The organism is Rathayibacter sp. AY1C7 (genome assembly GCF_002931865.1).
Taxonomy (GTDB): domain Bacteria; phylum Actinomycetota; class Actinomycetes; order Actinomycetales; family Microbacteriaceae; genus Rathayibacter.
Genome location: NZ_PSWB01000004.1, coordinates 25,612 through 43,602, shown reverse-complemented (window position 1 = coordinate 43,602; position 17,991 = coordinate 25,612). Strand labels below are relative to the sequence as shown.

The following is a 17,991-nucleotide window of genomic DNA, read 5'->3' as shown; positions in this document are numbered from 1 at the left end:
CCAGGATCAGGAGAGGATGTCGCGGGTGGTGAAGCGGCCGATCGCGAGCGACCCGAACACGGCGACGTAGGCGAGCTGGAGCAGCGCGTTCTCGCCGAAGGAGCTCCACGCGATCGGGTCGCGCAGGAGGTCGGCGAAGTCGAACCACCGGTCGGTCAGCAGGAACGGGTGGAGGGCGTCCAGCTGCGAGAGCGAGCCGACGATCTGCGCCGCGATGGAGACGACGACGGTGGCCGCCATGGCGCCGACCGGCACATCGGTCAGCGTCGAGATGAAGAGGCCGATCGCCGAGAGCCCGACCAGCGAGAGCGCCGCGTACACGGCGATCGCCAGGGCCCGGCCGATCGCGTCGCCGAGCGGGACGGTGCTGCCGGAGAGCAGCGTCACCGGTCCCGCCGGGAAGAGTGCCAGGCCGATCAGGATCCCGACCACCATGACGGTGAGTGCTGCGGCGAGGCAGAAGGCGAGGGAGGCGGCGAACTTCACCGCGAGCAGCCGCACGCGGCCGACGGGGCTGACCAGCAGGTAGCGCAGCGTCCCGAGCGAGGCCTCGCCCGCGATCGCGTCGCCGGCAACGACCCCGACCGTGAGCGGGAGGAACAGCGGGACGGCGACCGTGATGGCCGCGAAGCCGGTGAAGAGGCCGTTGCCGGCGATCGCGCCCACGAAAGAGGGCCCGCCTCCGTCCCCGCCCGGGAGCCGCACTGCGACGGCGAGCAGGATCGGGATGGCGGCCAGGGCCGCGAGCAGCGCCCAGGTGCGGCGCCGGCGGAAGAGCAGGGCGAGCTCGGAGGCGAGCAGGGACCCGATCCCTGCGCGGCGGACGGTCGCGTCAGCGCTCGACATCGAAGCCCTCCCCGGTCAGCTCGACGAAGCGCTCCTCGAGCGAGGGGCGGCGGACGGAGAACCCGCGGACGCGGACGTCGGCCCGCACGAGGTCGGCGACCAGCGCCTCGGCCGCGAGCCCGGGCGGCAGAGCGGCGACGACCAGCGGCGGATCGGCGGGGTGCGGGCCCGGCGCGGTGCGCGGCTCCAGACCCCGGGTGTGCAGGGCCACGATCGCGCGCTCGCGGTCGGGCGTCAGCAGCTCGACCGAGGCGGCGTCCCCGCGCAGCTCGTCCAGCCCGCCCTGGGCGACGAGGCGCCCTGTGCGCATGACGGCGGCGTGGGTGCAGAGCTGCTCGATCTCGGCGAGGAGGTGGCTGGAGACGAGGACGGTCGTGCCGTCCTGGTTCAGTCCGCGCACAAGGGCGCGGACCTCGCGGGTGCCCTGCGGGTCGAGGCCGTTCGTGGGCTCGTCCAGCACGATCAGGTCGCGCGGCGAGAGGAGGGCGACCGCGATGCCGAGCCGCTGCTTCATGCCCAGGGAGTAGGAGCCGACCTTCTTGCGCGCCGCGGCCGAGAGGCCGACGCGGGCGAGGGCCTCCTTCGCGCGGGCGTCGCGGGTGCGGGACGAGGTGCCCGCCTCCGCGGCGTCGAAGCGCCGGAGGTTGGCCGCTCCGGAGAGGAACGGGTAGAAGCCCGGCCCCTCGACCAGCGCCCCCACTCGGGGCAGGACCTCGGCCGCGCGCCGGGGCATGGCCTGCCCGAGGACGGTGATGCTGCCCGCGGTCGGCGCGGCGAGGGCGAGCAGCATCCGGATCGTCGTGGTCTTGCCCGAGCCGTTCGGGCCGAGGAAGCCGAAGACGGCGCCGCGGGGAACGGCGAGGTCGAGACCGGAGACCGCTTCCTGGCGCCCGAAGCGCTTGGTGAGGCCCCGCGTCTCGACGGCGAGCTCGCCCGCCGTCACCGAGCGGAGGCCGCGTCGCGGAGCGTCTCGGCCGGGACCGCTCCGGCGAGGACGCGTCCGTCGTCGGTGACGAGGACGGTCAGCAGGGCGGAGGAGAGGATGCGGCCGCCGTCGACCGGCGTGGTGACCGCGTCGAGCGAGGAGAGCGCGTCGGCGTCACCGGCGGGCAGCTCGACGACGCTCGTCCAGCCGGAGCCCGTGGTGGCGACGTCGGAGTGCTCGGCCGTGCCCGCGGCGGGCGCGTCGGAGGCGTCCGCCGCGTCGTCGACCGGAGCGGCCTGCTCCGTCACCTCGGCGCCGGCCGGGGGCGTGAAGGAGAAGAGGGACGCGTCGGGCGTCGAGAAGTCGATGCTCGTGTACGCGACGCTGAACGCGGGCGCGGTGCCCCCGCGGGCCGTCACCGCCACTCCGAGCGGGAGGCCCGTCTCGCCGTCGACCGAGACGGTCACCGAGCCCACGAGGGTGCCGCCGTCGCGGGGCGTGAGCACGAGCTCGTACGCGTCGCGCCCGGCGACGCTGACGTCCGAGCCGACCGCGACCGTGGTCGTCGGGTCGATCGCGGCGAGCAGCTGCTCGGCGGCGGACGACGGCGTGACGACCTGATCGCCCGGCGAGGCCTCGGGGGCTCCGCCCGCGGGAGGCACGAGGTGGGTGGCGGTGTTCGCGCTCGAGTCGTAGATCCAGACTCCGTCGGTCGTCGAGGCGACGACGTCGCGCTCGGCCAGCCGGTCGAGCACCTGGAGGCGCGCGCCCTTCTCGGCGTCGACGTACACGCGCGCCTGGTGCGAGCCCGTGGCGAGCTCGACGAGGGAGTCGGCGGGGTCGGCGGACGCCGAGCCGGCCGAGCCGCCGAGCGCCGAGAGGTCGGGCAGGCCGAGGTCCGAGGTCTGCCGGATCTCGCCGGAGAACGCCGTGGTGTCGCTCTCGGCGACGAAGGCGAGGAGGTCGGCGGCGGACTTCTCGGGGAGGTCTCCCGCGGCGCTCGCCGAGAGGGGGAGGGCGACGGCCGCGGCGACGACGACCGCGGGGACGACGGCGACGGGCGTCCAGCGCTTCCAGTCAATGCTCATGCCGGGAACGCTACGCCTCGAACCTCCGCGGCGGGCCGGGAACGTCCCGGTCCACAGCCTTCCGGAAGGGGGTGCGGTCCGAGACCGCGGCCGGGATGATCAGGGCATGGACCTCCCGTTCGCGCTCCCCGTCGCCCCGATGCTCGCCAAGGCCGTTCCTGCGGTGCCGGAGCAGACCGCCGTCGCGGGCGGATACTCCTACGAGCCGAAGTGGGACGGGTTCCGCGCGATCGTCTCGGTCTCCGGCGGGGAGTGCGAGATCGGGAGCCGCGGCTCCAAGCCGCTGACCCGGTACTTCCCCGAGCTCGTCGAGGCCTTCCTCCGGCTGCTCCCCGACGGCTGCGTGCTCGACGGCGAGATCGTCCTGGCGACCGGCGAGCCGGGTGCCCAGCGGCTCGACTGGGACCTGCTCTCGCAGCGCATCCATCCGGCCGCGAGCCGCGTGAAGATGCTGGCGGAGACCACCCCGGCGATGCTCGTCGCCTTCGACCTGCTCGCCGTCGACGGGCGCAGCATGCTCGAGGAGCCGTACTCGGCGCGGCGGGAGGCGCTCGCCGCGGTGATGGCCGGCGTCCCGCATCCGCTGCACCTCGGCCGCGCCACCGACGACGAGGCCCTGGCGCGCGACTGGCTGGAGCGCTTCGAGGGCGCAGGACTGGACGGCGTCGTGGCGAAGCCCCTGGCCGCGCCCTACTCCCCCGGGAAGCGCGCCGTGCTCAAGGTCAAGCACCACCGCACGGCCGACGTGATCGCGATCGGGTACCGCGAGCACGCCTCCAAGCCGGGCGTGGGCTCGATCCTGCTCGGCCTGCACGGCGACGACGGAGAGGTCCGCCAGGTCGGCGGGGCCTCGGCCTTCAGCGACGAGCGTCGCGTGCAGCTGCTGGAGGAGCTCGCACCCGCGGTCGAGCGCGACGCGGGGGGAGCGCCGGTGCGCGGCGAGGGCGAGCGGAGCCGGTTCTCGAGCGGCCGCGACACCTCCTTCGTGCGTCTGCGTCCCGAGCTCGTGCTCGAGGTCCGCTACGACCAGCGCGAGGGCGACCGCTTCCGGCACACCGTGCAGTTCGAGCGCTGGCGCCCGGACCGCGACGCCGCCTCCTGCACCATGGAGCAGCTGGAGCAGCCGACCGCGTACGACCTCGGCGACGTCCTCGGCTAGGCCTTCTTCGCGCGGCTGGGCTGCACGCGGGGCGGCTCGCCCGGCATCTTGGGGAAGTCGGGCGGGAACGGCAGCTCGCCGAGGCCGGCGGCGACATCGCGCTCCCACCAGCCGAGCAGGGCGTCGAGGTGACCGGGGGCGTCGTGCAACCGGGCCCACGGATCACCGCGCTCGGCGAGGCGCGCCGGGACCGTGCGGATCGTGAAGGCCCGCGGGTCGACGCCGTCGAGCTCGTCCCAGTCCAGCGGAGTGGAGACGGGAGCGTGCGCGAGCGGCCGCGGGCTGTAGGCACCGGCGATCGTGCGGTCGCGGTTGGCCTGGTTGAAGTCGACGAAGATCCGCTCGCCGCGCTCCTCCTTCCACCACGCCGTCGTGACCTGCTCGGGCATCCGCCGCTCCAGCTCGCGCGCCGCGGCGATCACCGCGTGGCGGACGTCGAGGAACTCGTGCTCGGCGACGATCGGCGCGAAGACGTGCAGGCCGCGGTTGCCGGACGTCTTCACGAACGGGTCGAGGCCGGCCTCCCGCAGGACCTCCCGCAGCGCGTGCGCGGCGACGACCGCGTCGGCGACGTCGGTGCCGGGCTGCGGGTCGAGGTCGATCCGGAGCTGGTCGGGCAGGTCGGGCGCATCGGCGCGGGACGCCCACGGGTGGAAGACGACGGTGTTCATCTGCGCCGCCCAGACGGCGGCCGCGGGCTCGTCGATCACGAGCTGCGGATGCACCCGCCCGCTCGGGTACGTCACCGGGACCGACCGGACGTACTCGGGCGCGCCCTTGGGCGGGTTCTTCGAGAAGAACTGCTCGCCCTCGATCCCGGAGGAGAAGCGCTGCAGCGAGACGGGGCGGCCGCCGTTCGCCGCGACGAACGGCTCGCCGACGGCGATCAGGTACTCCGCGACCTCGCGTTTGGTGATGCCCGGCTCCGGGAAGAGCACTCGCTCAGGGCTCGAGATCCGCACCTCCCGGTCGCCGTGCGGTCCGGGGACGGTGAGGACGACGGCGTCGCTGCTGGGCATCTGCTGAGGCTAGCCCGCGGCGCCGCCCGGCGACAGGGGTCCGCCGGGGCGCCGCCGCAGCCGGATCGGGCCCTTCGCCCGCGAGGGGTCGACGACCTGTCCGCCCTGCACGATGTCGATCTCGCCCCGGTCGACCAGGCGGCGCGCGGCCCGGCGCACGGGCTCCATCAGCGGCCGCCACTCCTCGCCGCCGACCCGGCGCGCGACCTCGGACGGGCACGCCGTCGACGACGCCGCTCGCGCGAGCAGGACGGTGCGGATCTCCTCCTCGAGCCGCGCCTCCTCCGGTCCGACTCCGCGACGGCGGCAGGCGTCCGAGCAGTAGCGGACGTCCTCCCAGTCGCGCGCCCACTTCGCGCGCCACTCGATCTCGCGACCGCAGGAGGCGCAGGTCTTGCTCTCGGGATGCTCGGTGGACGTGCGCTGACGGTGGGCCATGCCCTCGAGTCTGCGCGCAGACCGCGGCCGCGGCGACGGGTTGCGCTGAGGGCGAGCGACGGGCGCGCGGAGGCCGGCGCCGACGACGGGCACCCGATCCGGCGTGATCGGGAACAGGGAGCGGCGGATCGGCGTTCCCCGAGGTGGCGGCGTCATACTCCGCAATGGGGCGGCCCTCCCCCGGCCGGTGCGCCAGTCTGGAGGAGCCGTGCTGCGGCGCGACGGCGGGCCACCACCCCGTGCCGCACCCTCGATCGATCAGGAGTCTCCGATGAGCCGCGAGAACCTCGCCACCACCCCGGACCGCGAGCCGGAGCACCGCGCCTTCGCCGGACTCTCCCCGGAGGACTTCAAGCTCGCGTTCCGCAACCACGCCGCCGGAGTCGCGCTGATCACCGCGGACCCGGGCACCGGACCGGTCGCCCTGACCGCGACCTCCGTCTTCTCGGTGAGCGCCGAGCCGCCGCTGTTCGTCTTCTCGCTCTCGTCCGCCTCGTCCAGCTCTCCGGCCATCCAGGCGTCCGAGACGCTGGTCGTGCACCTGCTCGGGGCGGAGCAGCTCGACCTGGCGCGTCTGGGCTCGACCAGCGGCATCGACCGCTTCGCCGATACGTCGCTCTGGTCGCGGCTGCCCACGGGCGAGCCGTTCTTCCCGGGCGCCGCCGCCTGGATCCGCGGCACGGTGATCAACCGCATGGAGGCGGGATCGTCCACGATCGTCGCCGTGCACGCCCTCGAGGCCCACGTGCCCGAGGACTCCGAGACCACGGCGCCGCTCGTCTACCACAACCGCACCTGGCACCACCTCGGCGAGCACTCCCGCCTCAGCTGAGCTCCGCGGGCGCTCCGGAGCAGGCGGTTCAGGCCTCCGGGCCGGTCGCCACCGTCCGGCCCGGCGTGCTCGACCACTGCGACCAGGAGCCCGGATAGAGCGCCGGCGCGAAGCCCGCGAGCGTGAGCGCGACGACGTCGACCGCGGCCGAGACACCGCTGCCGCAGTACACGCCGACGGGGGCGTCCTCCCGCACGCCGAGCGCCTCGAATCCCGCGCGCAGGTCCGAGGCGGGCCGGAACCGCCCCTCGGAGTCGAGCGCCGCGGACGCCGGAGCGTTCCGAGCGCCGGAGATGTGGCCCGCCCGCGGGTCGATCGGCTCGACCTCGCCGCGGTACCGCTCAGGGGCGCGGGCGTCGAGCAGGACGCCCGCCGAGGGCAGCGCCGCCGCCTCGTCGATGTCCAGCACCGGGAGCCGACCGTAGGCCAGCTCGACGTCGCCCCGCTCGCGCGGGACGTCGCCCGTCTCGAGCTCCCGCCCCGAGCGGATCCAGCCGGCGAGCGACCCGTCGAGCAGGCGGACGTCCTCCACTCCCGTCGCCCGCAGCAGCCACCAGGCCCGCGCGGCCGGGACGCTCTGCGCGTCGTCGTACACGACGACGGACCGGCCTCGGCGGAGCCCCCAGCCGCACGCCGCCTCCTGCAGCACCTCGATCGGAGGCAGCGGGTGGCGCCCCTCCTCCGGCTCGCCGTGGGCGGCCAGCTCGTGATCGAGGTCGACGTGCACCGCGCCGGGCAGGTGGCCCGCGAGGTACTCCGGGCGGCCGTCGGGCCGGTCGAGGCGCCAGCGCACGTCGAGGACGAGCGGCGGCTCGGTGGAGGCCATGAGCTCGGCGAGCTCGTCAGGGGTGACCAGCAGGCTCTCGCGGCTGGAGGGGGTCGTCGGGGTCATGGCGTCCTTCCGATCCGCGTCGTCGGCGGAGTCCTGCCCCAGCATGCCGGGTCGCCCGGCGGCGCGGGAGCTCGCGCGGCAGCGGAGCGTCGGCGCGCAAGGCGACTCGTCGATGGTCGTCCGCCGGAGAGCCTCTCGCGCAGGCGAATCGTCTTCGCCACTCGATACCCGCGAGCGTGGCACGGAGGCCTGCAGGGGACCGCTCGGGCCTGAGAGAGGAGGGTGAGGCTCTCGTCGTCGGAGGACCGCCGAAGGCCCGCCCCTCCGTCAGGGGCGGACCTTCGCTGCCTTCAGTTGGACTCGCAGACGAGCCCGTCGTCGTCCCTGTCGAGCCCGGCGACATCGCCGTAGTACGGGTAGTACAGGTCGAAGTACCGCTGAGCTGAGGCCTGGTCCGGGAAGTCGTCGCAGTTCACAGCGTCGCCGGGATAAGCAGGTCGTCCCGGTCCTGGCGCCGGTGCAGGCGCCGCGGCCTGCGTGCTGGCCCAGAGTGCGCGGCCCTGCGGCGAGTAGATCACCAGGTTGCCGTCGTTCTGCATGACCATCCGGGAGCCCGGGCTGCCCGCCGTGCCGGACTGCCAGCGCGCTCCGCCGGAGCCCGCGTAGACCACGGCGTTGCCGTCGGACTGCATCTCGAGCCGTTTGCCGCCTCCGGACGTGCCGGCCGCCCAGCGGGCCGAGCCGCGCGAGTAGACGACGAGGTTGCCGTCGCCCTGCATGACCGCCTCGCTTCCTCCGTCGGAGGAGCGCAGCAGCTGTCCGGAGGTGAGCCGGCTCCCGGAGGAGAGGGTGTCCCGGACGGCGGGCGCGGGCGGCGCCGGAGGGGTGTCGCTCGCCCACAGCGCGCGGCCCGAGGCGGAGTAGACGACCAGGTTGCCGTCGTTCTGCATCTGCAGGCGGGATCCCGGGTTGCCCGCCGTACCCGAGGCCCAGAGGGGTCGGCCCGAGGCGGAGGTGACCACGGCGTTGCCGTCCGACTGCATCGAGAGCGTCTCGCCCTCGCCCTGGGTGCCGGCGCCCCAGCGGACGTCCCCCCGCGAGTAGACCGCGAGATTGCCGTCGCCCTGCAGGGAGGCACGGGACCGGCCGTCCGGCGAGGTGAGCTGCTGTCCCCGGCTGAGCCGCGAGCCGGAGGAGAGGACGTCGCGGATCTCGGGCGCGCGCGAGGTCGAGCTCGCCCAGAGCGGCCGTCCGGAGGCGGCGGTGATCACCAGGTTGCCGTCGTTCTGCATCCGCATCCGCGCGCCCGGGTTCCCGGGCGTTCCCGCCTGCCAGCGCACGCCGGACCCGGGGGCCGAGACCACCGCGTTCCCGTCGGTCTGCATCGCGAGGCGGTTGCCCGCTCCGGAGGTGGCGGAGCTCCAGCGCGGCGATCCGTCCACGTAGACGACAAGATTGCCGTCGCTCTGCATCGCGGCGCGCGAGCGGCCGTCGGAGGCGGTCAGCTGCTGTCCCGGAGAGAGCTCGCGCCCGCTGTCGAGGACGTCGGCGATCGGCTCCGGCTCGGGCTCCTGCTCGTCGGCCGAGGACCAGGCCGTGTCCCCGTTCGGACGGACGAGCACGAGCTGCCCGTCGTCCTGGATGAGGGCGAGCGCGCCGGTCTCCCCCGCGGTCCCGGACGCCCAGACGGGCGTGCCGGAGCCGGTCACGACGACGAGGTTGCCGTCCTCCTGCATCCGCACCGTGGTCGCTCCGGTGCCCTGGGTCCTGGTGCTCCAGACGGGGCGGCGCCCGGCGTCGTAGATCACGGCGTTGCCGTCCGCCTGCATCTCGAAGCTCGCGGAGTCTCCGTTCGAGAAGATGCGCTCGCCCGCGTCGAGCGAGTCGCCGCCGAGGAGGGCATTCGTGTAGGTCTGCGATCCGCGTGCCTCTGCGGGCGGAGTCTCCCCCGGGACGAAGGCGGTCGGAGTCTCGGCGACGGCCTGCGTCGCGAGGGCGGACGGCGCCAGAGCGGCGGAACCGCCCGCGGCGAGCAGGCAGGCGAGGGCCATCGCCGCGAGGCGATGAGTAGGTCGTGGCACGGAGAGCCCTTTCGGAGGCGGCGGCGGCGGAAGCCGGGGTCGAGCGGAGCCTGGCACGCGCTCGCCACGGCCGTCCATCCGGGCCGCGCGGAACTACTCAGCCGGAGCGGGCGATCCGCGCCGGGGGCGCGGGCGCCGCCTCCGGACCACGGAGCCTCCGGCCGGCTCGCGCGCCCCGGTCGGGGCGGCGGCGATCGACGCGGATCGACGGAGGACGTGCTCCCACGGCCGGAGCGCACCCCGCGCCGGCGCCCCGGGAGGCGGCTCGGACCTCCCGCGGCACGGAGGAGGTCCCCGTTCCTCCTAAAATCGGAGGCATGTCGAAAGTGTTGAGCAGTCTGCCCGTGGGCGAGCGTGTCGGAATCGCATTCTCGGGAGGCCTCGACACATCCGTCGCCGTCGCCTGGATGCGCGAGAAGGGCGCGGTGCCCTGCACGTACACGGCCGACATCGGCCAGTACGACGAGCCCGACATCGAGAGCGTCCCGTCCCGCGCGGCCCAGTACGGCGCCGAGATCTCGCGCCTCGTCGACGCGAAGAGCGCGCTGGTCGAGGAGGGGCTCGTCGCCCTGCAGTGCGGCGCCTTCCACATCCGCTCCGGCGGCAAGACCTACTTCAACACCACCCCCCTCGGCCGCGCCGTGACCGGCACCCTCCTCGTCCGCGCCATGCGCGAGGACGGCGTCGACATCTGGGGCGACGGCTCGACCTACAAGGGCAACGACATCGAGCGGTTCTACCGCTACGGCCTGCTCGCCAACCCCCGCCTGCGCATCTACAAGCCCTGGCTCGACGTGCAGTTCGTCAACGAGCTCGGCGGCCGCACCGAGATGTCGGAGTGGCTGGTCGCCCGCGGCTTCCCCTACCGCGACGCCACCGAGAAGGCCTACTCGACCGACGCCAACATCTGGGGCGCCACCCACGAGGCCAAGCGCCTCGAGGAGCTCTCCAGCGGCCTCGAGCTCGTCGAGCCGATCATGGGGGTCGCGTCGTGGCGCGACGAGGTCGAGATCGCCTCCGAGGTCGTCTCGGTGCGCTTCGAGGCCGGCCGTCCCGTCGCGCTGAACGGCGTCGAGTTCTCGGACGCCGTCGCGCTCGTGCTCGAGGCGAACGCGATCGGCGGACGCCACGGGCTCGGCGTCTCGGACCAGATCGAGAACCGGATCATCGAGGCCAAGAGCCGCGGCATCTACGAGGCCCCCGGCATGGCGCTGCTGCACATCGCCTACGAGCGCCTGCTGAACGCGATCCACAACGAGGACACCGTCGCCCAGTACCACTCGGAGGGCCGCCGTCTCGGCCGCCTGATGTACGAGGGCCGCTGGCTCGACCCGCAGTCGCTGATGCTGCGCGAGTCCATCCAGCGCTGGGTCGGCTCGGCCGTCTCCGGGGAGGTCACCCTGCGTCTGCGCCGCGGCGACGACTACACGATCCTCGACACGACCGGCCCCGCGCTGAGCTACCACCCGGACAAGCTCTCGATGGAGCGGGTCGGCGACGCCGCCTTCGGCCCCGAGGACCGCATCGGGCAGCTCACGATGCGCAACCTCGACATCGCCGACTCCCGCTCGCGGCTCGAGCAGTACGCGGCCGCCGGCCTCGTCGGCGGTCCGACCGCCGAGCTCGTCGGCGAGCTCGAGATCGGCGAGGCCGATGCGATCACCGAGGGCGGCGGGTCCGCAGCGGCCGATGCGCTCGGACGCGCCACCGACCTGGCCTCGGAGGGTGCGGCGTTCGACGCCGGAACCGACTGACCCCGCCCGTCCGACGCCCCCGCGCGCGTCCGTCCCACCGGGACGCGAGGCGCACGGGGGCGTCGTGCTGTGCGGGCCGACCCGGCGCGCCGGGTGCGAGGGCGGGCCCGGCGCGAGAGCGGTGCTCCGGCGTTCGTCGCGATGGCCGTCAGGGCGCGGAGGATCGGACGAGCGCGAGCGCGGCGTCCACGGTGGCGAGCGACTGCGCCGGATCGACGCGGGCCAGCACGAGCGCGGCCACCAGGAGCGACACGAGGACGTCCGCCTGAGCCGACGCCCACGCCTGCGCGTCGGGCCAGCGGGCCAGCGCTCCGGCGCGCAGTGCGCCCAGCAGCTCGGCCCGGTAGTCGGCGATCACCTCGCGCACGGCGTCGTCGCGCGCGATCGGCGCGCCCGCGGCGTTGAGCAGCAGGCAGCCGCTCCTCGCCGAGAGCGTGCGGGAGTCGGCGAGCGCCGCCCGCAGCCCGGTGAAGTACACCTCGAGCGCCGTCGGCGACGCCCCTCCCGGATCGACGAGCGGGGCGAGCCGGGGCCGCACCACCTCGTCGAGGTAGCTCTGCACGGCAGCGTCGAAGAGCCCGCGCTTGCTGCCGAAGGCGTGGTAGAGGCTGGAGCGGCGCAGTCCGGTCGCGGACTCCAGGTCCGGGAGGGACGCCTCCTCGAAGCCGCTCTCCCAGAAGACGGCGCGGGCGGCGCGGACGACCTGCTCGGTGTCGAAGCCCTGCGTGCGACCCACGGTGCTCCTCCTGAGGGGTGACAGCTGCGGCGCCGCACTGGCGCGGACCGCTCGCTCCAGTATATTGTGGACTGGTCGTTACACAATCGGTGCGGAGCCCTCCGCACCACGACCATCGCCTGGAGGCCCGCCGTGATCGTTCTCGGACTGGTGCTCGCCGCTCTCGCCGCGGCGCTGCACGTCTACATCTTCGTGCTCGAGTCGGTCCTCTGGACGACCTCGCGCGCCCGATCGACGTTCGGCACGACCGCCGGCGAGGCGGAGGCGACGAAGGAGATGGCCTACAACCAGGGCTTCTACAACCTCTTCCTCGCCGTCGTCACCGTGGCGGGCATCGTCGCCGTCGCGATCGGCGCCACCGCCGTCGGCGCGGCCCTCATGTTCGCCGGCGCCGGATCGATGGTCGCCGCAGCACTCGTCCTGCTCCTCTCCGCTCCGACAAAGCGCCGCGCCGCGCTGACCCAGATGACCCCGGGTCTGCTCGCGGTGATCGCTCTCGCCGTCGGCCTCTCACTCTGATCCCCTCCGCTGCACCACCACGAAAGGTCCTATGAGCACCGTCACCAGCACCCAGATCCAGCTCGTCCGCCGCCCCGACGGCTGGTCCGTCGCCGAGGACTTCCGGACCGCGACCGTCGAGTACGGCGACCCGGCCGCGGGCGAGATCCGCGTCGAGAACGCCTTCCTCTCGGTCGACCCCTACATGCGCGGCCGCATGAACGACGTGAAGAGCTACACCCCGCCCTTCGCCCTCGGCGAGACCATGACCGGCGGTGCCGTCGGCCGGGTGACCGTCTCCGACGACCCCGCGTTCCCCGTCGGCAGCGCGGTCCTGCACCAGCTCGGCTGGCGCGACGTCGTGCAGGCCGAGTCGTCGCAGTTCCGCGTCGTCCCCGAGATCCCCGGAGTGCCGCTCTCGCTCCGCCTCGGCATCCTCGGGATGACCGGACTCACCGCGTACGTCGGGCTCACCGCCATCGCGGGCATGAAGGAGGGCGACACCGTCTTCGTCTCGGGCGCCGCGGGAGCCGTCGGCTCGGCCGCCGGCCAGATCGCGCGCCTCCTCGGAGCCGAGCGGGTCGTCGGATCCGCGGGTTCGGCCGAGAAGGTCGCCCTGCTGACCGAGAAGTACGGCTACGACGCCGCCTTCGACTACCACTCCGGCCCGGTCCGCGAGCAGCTGGCCGAGGCCGCGCCCGACGGGATCGACGTGTACTTCGACAACGTCGGCGGCGACCACCTCGAGGCGGCCCTCGACGCCTTCCGCGACGGCGGCCGCGCGGCGCTCTGCGGAGCGATCGCCGGCTACAACAGCACCGAGAAGACGCCCGGCCCCGACAACATGGCGAACATCATCACCCGCGGTCTCACGCTGCGCGGCTTCACGCTGTCCGGCTACCTCGACCACGCGCCGGAGTTCAACCGGCTGATGGCCGGCTGGTTCGCCGACGGAGAGATCGCCTACGACGAGACCGTCGTCGACGGCATCGACCACGCCGTGGACGCGTTCCTCTCGATGATGCGCGGCGGCAACACCGGGAAGATGGTCGTCCGCGTCTAGCGCCGACCCCGGTGCGGCGGGCGCGGGGAGGGGCACCTCCGGACGCCCGCCGCATCCGTCCTCCGCCTCCCTGACCGGGACCTCCGAGAATGCTCGCGGATCCGCGGGGCCGATCGGTCCGGGCGGTGGCAGACTGCGGACATGAGCACGTTCTCGCACCGGACCGGCGCCTCCGCGCTGGCAGCAGCAGCACTCGTTCTCGCCCTCTCCGGCTGCGCGGGCAGCGGCGGAGCCCCGTCCGCGCGGACGCCGCTCCCGACGCCGACCGCGACCGCGACCCCGACGTCTTCGCCGACTCCCGCTCCGACGCCGACTCCCACCGTGACCGTGACGGTCACGGCGACCCCCGAGCCCTCGTCGACCGGTTCTCCCGCCGCGGATCCGGCGGCCGCGCGCTGCACGGGCTCCGACCTGACGATGGAGTACCGCCCCGACCCCGACGCGTCGGGTGCCGGGAACAGCGCCTTCGACCTCGTGCTCACCAGCACCTCCTCCTCCGACTGCGCTCTCGCGGGAATCCCCGGCGTCTACGCGACCGACGCCGACGGGAACCGGATCAGCGCGGTCGCCGACGCGTCCGGCCCGAACCCCGACGCTCCCGTGATCCTCATCCCGGGCGCCCGGGCGGACGTCCGGGTCGCCTGGCACTCCCCCGGCGCCTACGGCTGCGCGGTCGGGACCTCCGCGTTCCTCGTCGCCGAGGTCCTCGACGCCCCGGACGGCGCGGTCCGCGCCCCCGCCGAGCTCCAGGTGTGCACCGACGGCACCGTGATGATGGACGCGTCCGCCTACACGCTGCTCTGAGCCCTCCCCGAGCGCGCACGCCTCCTGCTCGGCCCGCTCACCGGGCGCGACCCCTTGACCGGGCGCGGCGCAGCCGGGACCCTCGCACTACACGTCCCCACCCCACCCCGGAGGTCACCATGAAGGTCGGCTCACTCGTTCTCCGTCTCGCCGTCGGCGGGCTCTTCGTCGGACACGGTCTGCAGAAGCTGCGGGGCTCGTTCGACGGCCCCGGCCTCGACGGCACCGAGCAGATGATGTCGAGCCTGGAGATGCACCCGGCCCGGCGCAACGCCGTCGCCGCAGCGGTGACCGAGACGGCCGGAGGCGCCGCTCTCGCCCTCGGCGCCGCGACTCCGCTCGCCGCCGCCGGACTCGTCGCCACGATGGTCACCGCCGTGCGCAAGGTGCACTGGAGCAACGGCCTGTGGAACGCGGGCGGCGGGTGGGAGTACAACGCCGTCCTCGTCGCGGCGACGGCCGCGATCGTCGCGGACGGCCCCGGCGCGCTCTCGTTCGACGCCCTGATCGGCAAGCGCAAGTGGGGAGCCGGCTGGGCGCTGTTCGCCCTGATCGGCGGAGCGGCTGCGTCGACCGCCCTGATCGAGGCCGGCCGACGCGCCGCGCCGGTCGGAGCGGGCACCTCCGGCTCCGACGACGGCGAGTCGGACGACGACGGCGCCGACTCGACCGCCTCGTAGCCCCGCTCCCCGCACTGTGCGGGCGCGGTAGCGTCGGAGGCGTGATCGAGACACGCGCCTCCGACCCCGACCGCCCCGAGACCGACGCGCTCGCCCTCTGGCTCGCGGCGGTCGAGCGCCTCGACGCTCAGGACGACCCGGACGGCGTCGTCGAGCGGATGCGCGTCCTCGCAGCCCGCTACCCGGGACACGACGGAGTCGCCGCTTTCGAGCTGGGCGGCGCCCTCGACAGCGCGGGACACGAGGCGGAGGCGGCGGTCGAGTACGAGCGCGCCCTCGCCGCCGGCCTGGATGACGAGCGGCGGGCGCGGTTGACGATCCAGTACGCCTCGACCCTCCGGAACCTCGGCCGCACCGATGAGGCGATCGACCTCCTCGCCGGCGCCGCTGCGCACCCCGCGGTGGGCTCCGCGCGGGAGGTGTTCCTCGCGCTCGCCCTGCACAGCGCCGGGCGCGTCGACGAGGCCCTGCGGATCGCGCTGGAGGCGCTGGCTCCGGTGCTCCCCCGGTACCAGCGCTCCGTCCGCGCCTACGCCGCCGCCCTCACCGACCCCGAGCAGTAGCGCGGACGGCTCCTCCGCCCGGAGGCTCGGCGCGGCGAGCGCCGAGGCCTCCGGGGCGACGGCGCCGACTCAGTCCTCGAGCAGGATCGCGTCGATCTGCCCCATCGCCTGGCGGAGTCCCTCCTCCATGCCCATCTGGACCATCTGCTCGAGCTGCTCGACCGACTCGAAACGGCTGCTGAGGACCATCCGCGTGCGCCCCGGCTCGATCTCGTCGAGGGTGACCGTGGCCCGGGTGATCCCCAGCGCGTCGACCGGATCGCCCCGCTCGTCGGCGAAGCCGTCCTCGAACTCGAACCGCGTCGGCTCCTCCACCCGGGTCACGCGCCACCAGCCGCGCGCCTGCTCGCCGTCCGGTCCCGTCATGACGTAGGCGCTCCGTCCGCCCTCGACCGGCTCGTGCCGCTCGAAGGTCGCCGGCCAGGTCGGCGGCCCCCACCAGCGCTCGAGGCGGCGCGGATCCGTCCAGAGGAGCCAGACGCGCTCGATCCCCGCGTCGAACTCGGCGGTCACGGTCAGGGTCAGTTCCTCGATGTCCTTCACGGACTGCAGCACGCTCATCGCGCCTCTCCCTCCAGCAGATCCCGCGCGCCGATCGGCTCGCGGGTGTCACTCCTCGTCGAAGAGGTCCGACATGCGGTCGATCCTCCCCGCCCACAGCTGCTCGTAGGCGTCGAGCAGGCGCGACGCCCGCCGCACTGCGGCGACCTCACCCTGCACCAGCTGCTCCCGCCCGCTCCTCCGCTTGCGGACGAGTGCCGCCCGCTCGAGGACGGCCACGTGCTTCTGCACCGCCGCGAACGACATCTCGTAGCGCGCCGCGAGTGCGGAGACGGACTGCTCGCCGACCAGCACCCGGGCGACGATGTCGCGGCGGGTGCTGTCGGCCAGCGCCCGGAAGAGCAGGTCGGTGTCGGCGTCCGTTCGTACAACCATGTGGTTGCACATTAGGGCCGTCCCCTCTCCCGCGCAAGAGCATCCGTCTCCGGGGCGAGCGCACCGGCCGGCGCCCGACCTCAGGCGCTCGCGGCATCGAGGGCCTCGGCAGCGGCCGCGAGCACCCAGTCCGGCAGGGGGCGGGCCGCGAACAGCGAGGCGTAGAGCCGGGCCATCGAGTCGTCGGGGTCGAGCCGCAGCGCCTCGTCGAGGTGGAGCCCCGCGAGGCTCGAGACTCCCCTCGCCCACCAGCACCACGCGAGAACGGTGAGCACAGAGGAGCGCGCCTCCTCCGGCGCCAGCGCGGCGGCGCGGGCGAGGAGCCCGGTCGCCCGCGCCAGACGGCCGCGCTCCGGAGCACGCCCGCTGCCGAGCAGCAGGGCCGACAGCTCGAGGTCGTGGTCGTCGTCCGTTCCGGCGCGGGCGTCGCCCACCGCGCCGGGCGGCACTCCCACTCCTGCCTGCGGGCTCCGCGCGATCTGCACGGTCACCCGGTCGCGGAGGGGCGGCGACTGCAGGGTTCGCACGATCAGTCCTTCGCGGCGGACGTCCCGCGGTCCGCTGAGCCAGCGATCGACGAGCCGTTCCATGTCGCCGACCAGGGGCGGCCGGCGGAGCACCTCCGCGACGAGCGCGCGATCGTCCTCGGCGACCGGCGGCAGCACGGAGAGCGCGTCGATGTCCAGTGGCTCGTCGGCCACCGCTCGGGCGAGGACGCCGGTCTCGCTCCGCTCGATCTCGAGGAGCGGACGTGGCCTGCGGCACTCCTCGGCGTCCGTGTAGCGCCCCCATCCGTCGGCGGCGATGCAGGCCACGGCGATGATGTCCAGGCGCGTGCGCTCCAGGCGCCGGAGCACCGCGTGGCCGAGGTCGAGATGCGGGATCCCCCGCTCCTCGGCGTAGCCCGCACGGGTGCAGACCACCACCAGCACACCGGTGGCCCGCGGCATCGTCTCCATCATGGCCGCGCAGCCGCCCGCCAGCGCCTCCGCCTCCATCCCGCGCAGCGTCTCCGGGAGCGGGATCCGGAAGCCTCCCCCGGCGCGCGTGCCGAGGAACGGCACCACCACGACGGACTCCTCCGGACGGATGCCGATGATGGAGGGGACGGCCGCCAGGAGGTCCTGGATCGCGCTCGCCCGCAGGACTTCGGGATCGCGGCGGCGGGACGGAGGAGCAGGGGTTCGCTGTGTGGATGTCATGTCCGACACCCTGCTCGCGTCGCCGGCGGTGCGAGATCCCACCGGCCCGGACCGGGGAGAACCGGAGCGGATCGGCGCCTGTGGAGGAGCGCCCGGGGCCGGCGGCTCAGCCGGCCGCGGGAGCCCGCAGCACCTTCGCCATCGGCCGTCCCTTCGCGATCTCGTCGATCAGCTTGTCGAGGTACCGGATGCGCTGCATCAGCGGATCCTCGATCGTCTCGACCCGCACGCCGCAGATCATCCCCGTGATCGCCGAGGCCTGCGGAGGCAGGCGCGCCGCCGCGAAGAACTCCTCGAAGGTCGTCCTGCTCTCGAGGTGCCGGGCCAGCTCCTCGTCCGAGAAGCCGGTGAGCCAGCGGACCGCCTCGTCGACCTCCTCCCTCGTCCGGCCCTTGCGCTCCGCCTTCGCCACGTAGAGGGGGTGCACGTCGGCGAACGCCACGGAGAAGATCCTGCTCATGGCCGGGAAGCGTACTCGCGCGACGCCCGGCGCGGCAGAGGCGCCCGCCCCGCTATCCTCCCCAGTGGCCCTCGC

The 17,991-nt window shown here is 74.2% G+C and carries 20 protein-coding genes; 8 read left to right on the top strand and 12 right to left on the bottom strand.

Annotation, left to right across the window (positions count from 1 at the left end; genetic code table 11):
• Positions 1-6: 6 nt before the first annotated feature.
• From C5C69_RS03120 to C5C69_RS03110, 3 genes are read right to left on the bottom strand one after another with little or no spacing between them, the layout of a single operon-like run.
• The gene (locus C5C69_RS03120) at positions 7-846 is read right to left on the bottom strand and encodes an ABC transporter permease (protein ID WP_104257307.1); all 840 of its coding nucleotides are present in this window, start codon (positions 844-846) and stop codon (positions 7-9) included.
• Positions 833-1,789, bottom strand: coding sequence for an ABC transporter ATP-binding protein (locus tag C5C69_RS03115; protein ID WP_104257306.1), 957 nt, complete (start codon positions 1,787-1,789; stop codon positions 833-835). Before C5C69_RS03115 ends, C5C69_RS03120 begins: the two co-directional genes overlap by 14 nt.
• Positions 1,786-2,859 carry a DUF2092 domain-containing protein gene (locus tag C5C69_RS03110; protein ID WP_104257305.1) on the bottom strand — a complete coding sequence of 358 codons (1,074 nt, stop codon included), beginning with the start codon at positions 2,857-2,859 and terminating at the stop codon, positions 1,786-1,788. Before C5C69_RS03110 ends, C5C69_RS03115 begins: the two co-directional genes overlap by 4 nt.
• A 106-nt stretch (positions 2,860-2,965) precedes the next feature.
• On the opposite strand from C5C69_RS03110, the gene C5C69_RS03105 reads away from it, so the two are divergent.
• Positions 2,966-4,018, top strand: coding sequence for an ATP-dependent DNA ligase (locus C5C69_RS03105; RefSeq protein WP_104257304.1), 1,053 nt, complete (start codon positions 2,966-2,968; stop codon positions 4,016-4,018).
• Here C5C69_RS03105 and ligD read toward each other — a convergent pair.
• Together ligD and C5C69_RS03095 are read right to left on the bottom strand one after the other, a co-directional pair.
• Positions 4,015-5,037: a non-homologous end-joining DNA ligase gene (gene ligD, locus C5C69_RS03100; protein ID WP_181127018.1), complete on the bottom strand. Its 1,023-nt coding sequence runs from the start codon at positions 5,035-5,037 to the stop codon at positions 4,015-4,017. The two genes, C5C69_RS03105 and ligD, sit on opposite strands and share 4 nt — an antisense overlap.
• Before the next feature lie 9 nt (positions 5,038-5,046).
• Complete coding sequence (locus tag C5C69_RS03095) at positions 5,047-5,475, bottom strand: DUF2256 and DUF3253 domain-containing protein (protein WP_104257303.1); 429 nt, start codon at positions 5,473-5,475, stop codon at positions 5,047-5,049.
• A gap of 271 nt (positions 5,476-5,746) precedes the next feature.
• Here C5C69_RS03095 and C5C69_RS03090 point away from each other — a divergent pair, with 271 nt between their 5' ends.
• Positions 5,747-6,307, top strand: a complete 561-nt coding sequence (locus C5C69_RS03090) for a flavin reductase family protein (RefSeq protein ID WP_104222547.1) — start codon at positions 5,747-5,749, stop codon at positions 6,305-6,307.
• A 28-nt stretch (positions 6,308-6,335) separates the two neighbouring features.
• Here C5C69_RS03090 and C5C69_RS03085 read toward each other — a convergent pair whose 3' ends face one another.
• Positions 6,336-7,199 carry a sulfurtransferase gene (locus tag C5C69_RS03085; RefSeq protein ID WP_104257338.1) on the bottom strand — a complete coding sequence of 288 codons (864 nt, stop codon included), beginning with the start codon at positions 7,197-7,199 and terminating at the stop codon, positions 6,336-6,338.
• 290 nt (positions 7,200-7,489) lie between these two features.
• Entirely contained in the window at positions 7,490-9,190 is a 1,701-nt protein-coding gene (locus C5C69_RS03080; RefSeq protein WP_181127017.1) for a hypothetical protein, read from the bottom strand.
• A 347-nt stretch (positions 9,191-9,537) separates the two neighbouring features.
• On the opposite strand from C5C69_RS03080, the gene argG reads away from it, so the two are divergent.
• A complete protein-coding gene (argG, locus tag C5C69_RS03075; RefSeq protein WP_104222545.1) occupies positions 9,538-10,974 on the top strand; it encodes an argininosuccinate synthase in 1,437 nt (478 codons plus the stop codon).
• 148 nt (positions 10,975-11,122) lie between these two features.
• On the opposite strand, the gene C5C69_RS03070 is transcribed toward argG, so the two are convergent.
• Positions 11,123-11,710 (bottom strand): TetR/AcrR family transcriptional regulator, encoded by a 588-nt coding sequence (locus C5C69_RS03070; protein WP_104225404.1) that lies wholly within the window; start codon positions 11,708-11,710, stop codon positions 11,123-11,125.
• A gap of 132 nt (positions 11,711-11,842) precedes the next feature.
• On the opposite strand from C5C69_RS03070, the gene C5C69_RS03065 reads away from it, so the two are divergent.
• From C5C69_RS03065 to C5C69_RS03040, 5 genes are all read left to right on the top strand, one after another.
• A complete protein-coding gene (locus C5C69_RS03065; RefSeq protein ID WP_104255470.1) occupies positions 11,843-12,229 on the top strand; it encodes a DUF1304 domain-containing protein in 387 nt (128 codons plus the stop codon).
• Positions 12,230-12,260: 31 nt separating this feature from the next.
• Positions 12,261-13,271, top strand: coding sequence for an NADP-dependent oxidoreductase (locus C5C69_RS03060; RefSeq protein ID WP_104257301.1), 1,011 nt, complete (start codon positions 12,261-12,263; stop codon positions 13,269-13,271).
• Positions 13,272-13,412: 141 nt separating this feature from the next.
• On the top strand, positions 13,413-14,075 hold the full coding sequence (locus C5C69_RS16860; protein WP_181127016.1) for a DUF4232 domain-containing protein: 663 nt from the start codon (positions 13,413-13,415) through the stop codon (positions 14,073-14,075).
• A 119-nt stretch (positions 14,076-14,194) separates the two neighbouring features.
• The gene (locus C5C69_RS03045) at positions 14,195-14,755 is read left to right on the top strand and encodes a DoxX family protein (protein ID WP_104257298.1); all 561 of its coding nucleotides are present in this window, start codon (positions 14,195-14,197) and stop codon (positions 14,753-14,755) included.
• A 41-nt stretch (positions 14,756-14,796) separates the two neighbouring features.
• On the top strand, positions 14,797-15,318 hold the full coding sequence (locus C5C69_RS03040; protein WP_258062897.1) for a tetratricopeptide repeat protein: 522 nt from the start codon (positions 14,797-14,799) through the stop codon (positions 15,316-15,318).
• Positions 15,319-15,387: 69 nt separating this feature from the next.
• Here C5C69_RS03040 and C5C69_RS03035 read toward each other — a convergent pair whose 3' ends face one another.
• The 4 genes from C5C69_RS03035 to C5C69_RS03020 form a co-directional block, all read right to left on the bottom strand.
• Positions 15,388-15,879 (bottom strand): SRPBCC domain-containing protein, encoded by a 492-nt coding sequence (locus C5C69_RS03035; protein ID WP_104222538.1) that lies wholly within the window; start codon positions 15,877-15,879, stop codon positions 15,388-15,390.
• Positions 15,880-15,927: 48 nt separating this feature from the next.
• Positions 15,928-16,254: a helix-turn-helix domain-containing protein gene (locus C5C69_RS03030; RefSeq protein WP_104257336.1), complete on the bottom strand. Its 327-nt coding sequence runs from the start codon at positions 16,252-16,254 to the stop codon at positions 15,928-15,930.
• Between the two features lie 80 nt (positions 16,255-16,334).
• Positions 16,335-17,456, bottom strand: coding sequence for a DUF4192 family protein (locus C5C69_RS03025; RefSeq protein ID WP_104257297.1), 1,122 nt, complete (start codon positions 17,454-17,456; stop codon positions 16,335-16,337).
• A gap of 106 nt (positions 17,457-17,562) precedes the next feature.
• The gene (locus C5C69_RS03020) at positions 17,563-17,916 is read right to left on the bottom strand and encodes a DUF2200 domain-containing protein (RefSeq protein ID WP_104257296.1); all 354 of its coding nucleotides are present in this window, start codon (positions 17,914-17,916) and stop codon (positions 17,563-17,565) included.
• Positions 17,917-17,991: the final 75 nt, after the last annotated feature.

Coding starts and splice junctions, on each gene's coding strand:
- C5C69_RS03120 (WP_104257307.1), bottom strand. CDS start 846: ATGTCGAGCGCTGACGCGACCGTCCGCCGCGCAGGGATCGGGTCCCTG.
- C5C69_RS03110 (WP_104257305.1), bottom strand. CDS start 2,859: ATGAGCATTGACTGGAAGCGCTGGACGCCCGTCGCCGTCGTCCCCGCG.
- C5C69_RS03105 (WP_104257304.1), top strand. CDS start 2,966: ATGGACCTCCCGTTCGCGCTCCCCGTCGCCCCGATGCTCGCCAAGGCC.
- ligD (WP_181127018.1), bottom strand. CDS start 5,037: ATGCCCAGCAGCGACGCCGTCGTCCTCACCGTCCCCGGACCGCACGGC.
- C5C69_RS03095 (WP_104257303.1), bottom strand. CDS start 5,475: ATGGCCCACCGTCAGCGCACGTCCACCGAGCATCCCGAGAGCAAGACC.
- C5C69_RS03090 (WP_104222547.1), top strand. CDS start 5,747: ATGAGCCGCGAGAACCTCGCCACCACCCCGGACCGCGAGCCGGAGCAC.
- C5C69_RS03085 (WP_104257338.1), bottom strand. CDS start 7,199: ATGACCCCGACGACCCCCTCCAGCCGCGAGAGCCTGCTGGTCACCCCT.
- C5C69_RS03080 (WP_181127017.1), bottom strand. CDS start 9,190: ATGGCCCTCGCCTGCCTGCTCGCCGCGGGCGGTTCCGCCGCTCTGGCG.
- argG (WP_104222545.1), top strand. CDS start 9,538: ATGTCGAAAGTGTTGAGCAGTCTGCCCGTGGGCGAGCGTGTCGGAATC.
- C5C69_RS03060 (WP_104257301.1), top strand. CDS start 12,261: ATGAGCACCGTCACCAGCACCCAGATCCAGCTCGTCCGCCGCCCCGAC.
- C5C69_RS16860 (WP_181127016.1), top strand. CDS start 13,413: ATGAGCACGTTCTCGCACCGGACCGGCGCCTCCGCGCTGGCAGCAGCA.
- C5C69_RS03045 (WP_104257298.1), top strand. CDS start 14,195: ATGAAGGTCGGCTCACTCGTTCTCCGTCTCGCCGTCGGCGGGCTCTTC.
- C5C69_RS03035 (WP_104222538.1), bottom strand. CDS start 15,879: ATGAGCGTGCTGCAGTCCGTGAAGGACATCGAGGAACTGACCCTGACC.
- C5C69_RS03030 (WP_104257336.1), bottom strand. CDS start 16,254: ATGGTTGTACGAACGGACGCCGACACCGACCTGCTCTTCCGGGCGCTG.
- C5C69_RS03025 (WP_104257297.1), bottom strand. CDS start 17,456: ATGACATCCACACAGCGAACCCCTGCTCCTCCGTCCCGCCGCCGCGAT.
- C5C69_RS03020 (WP_104257296.1), bottom strand. CDS start 17,916: ATGAGCAGGATCTTCTCCGTGGCGTTCGCCGACGTGCACCCCCTCTAC.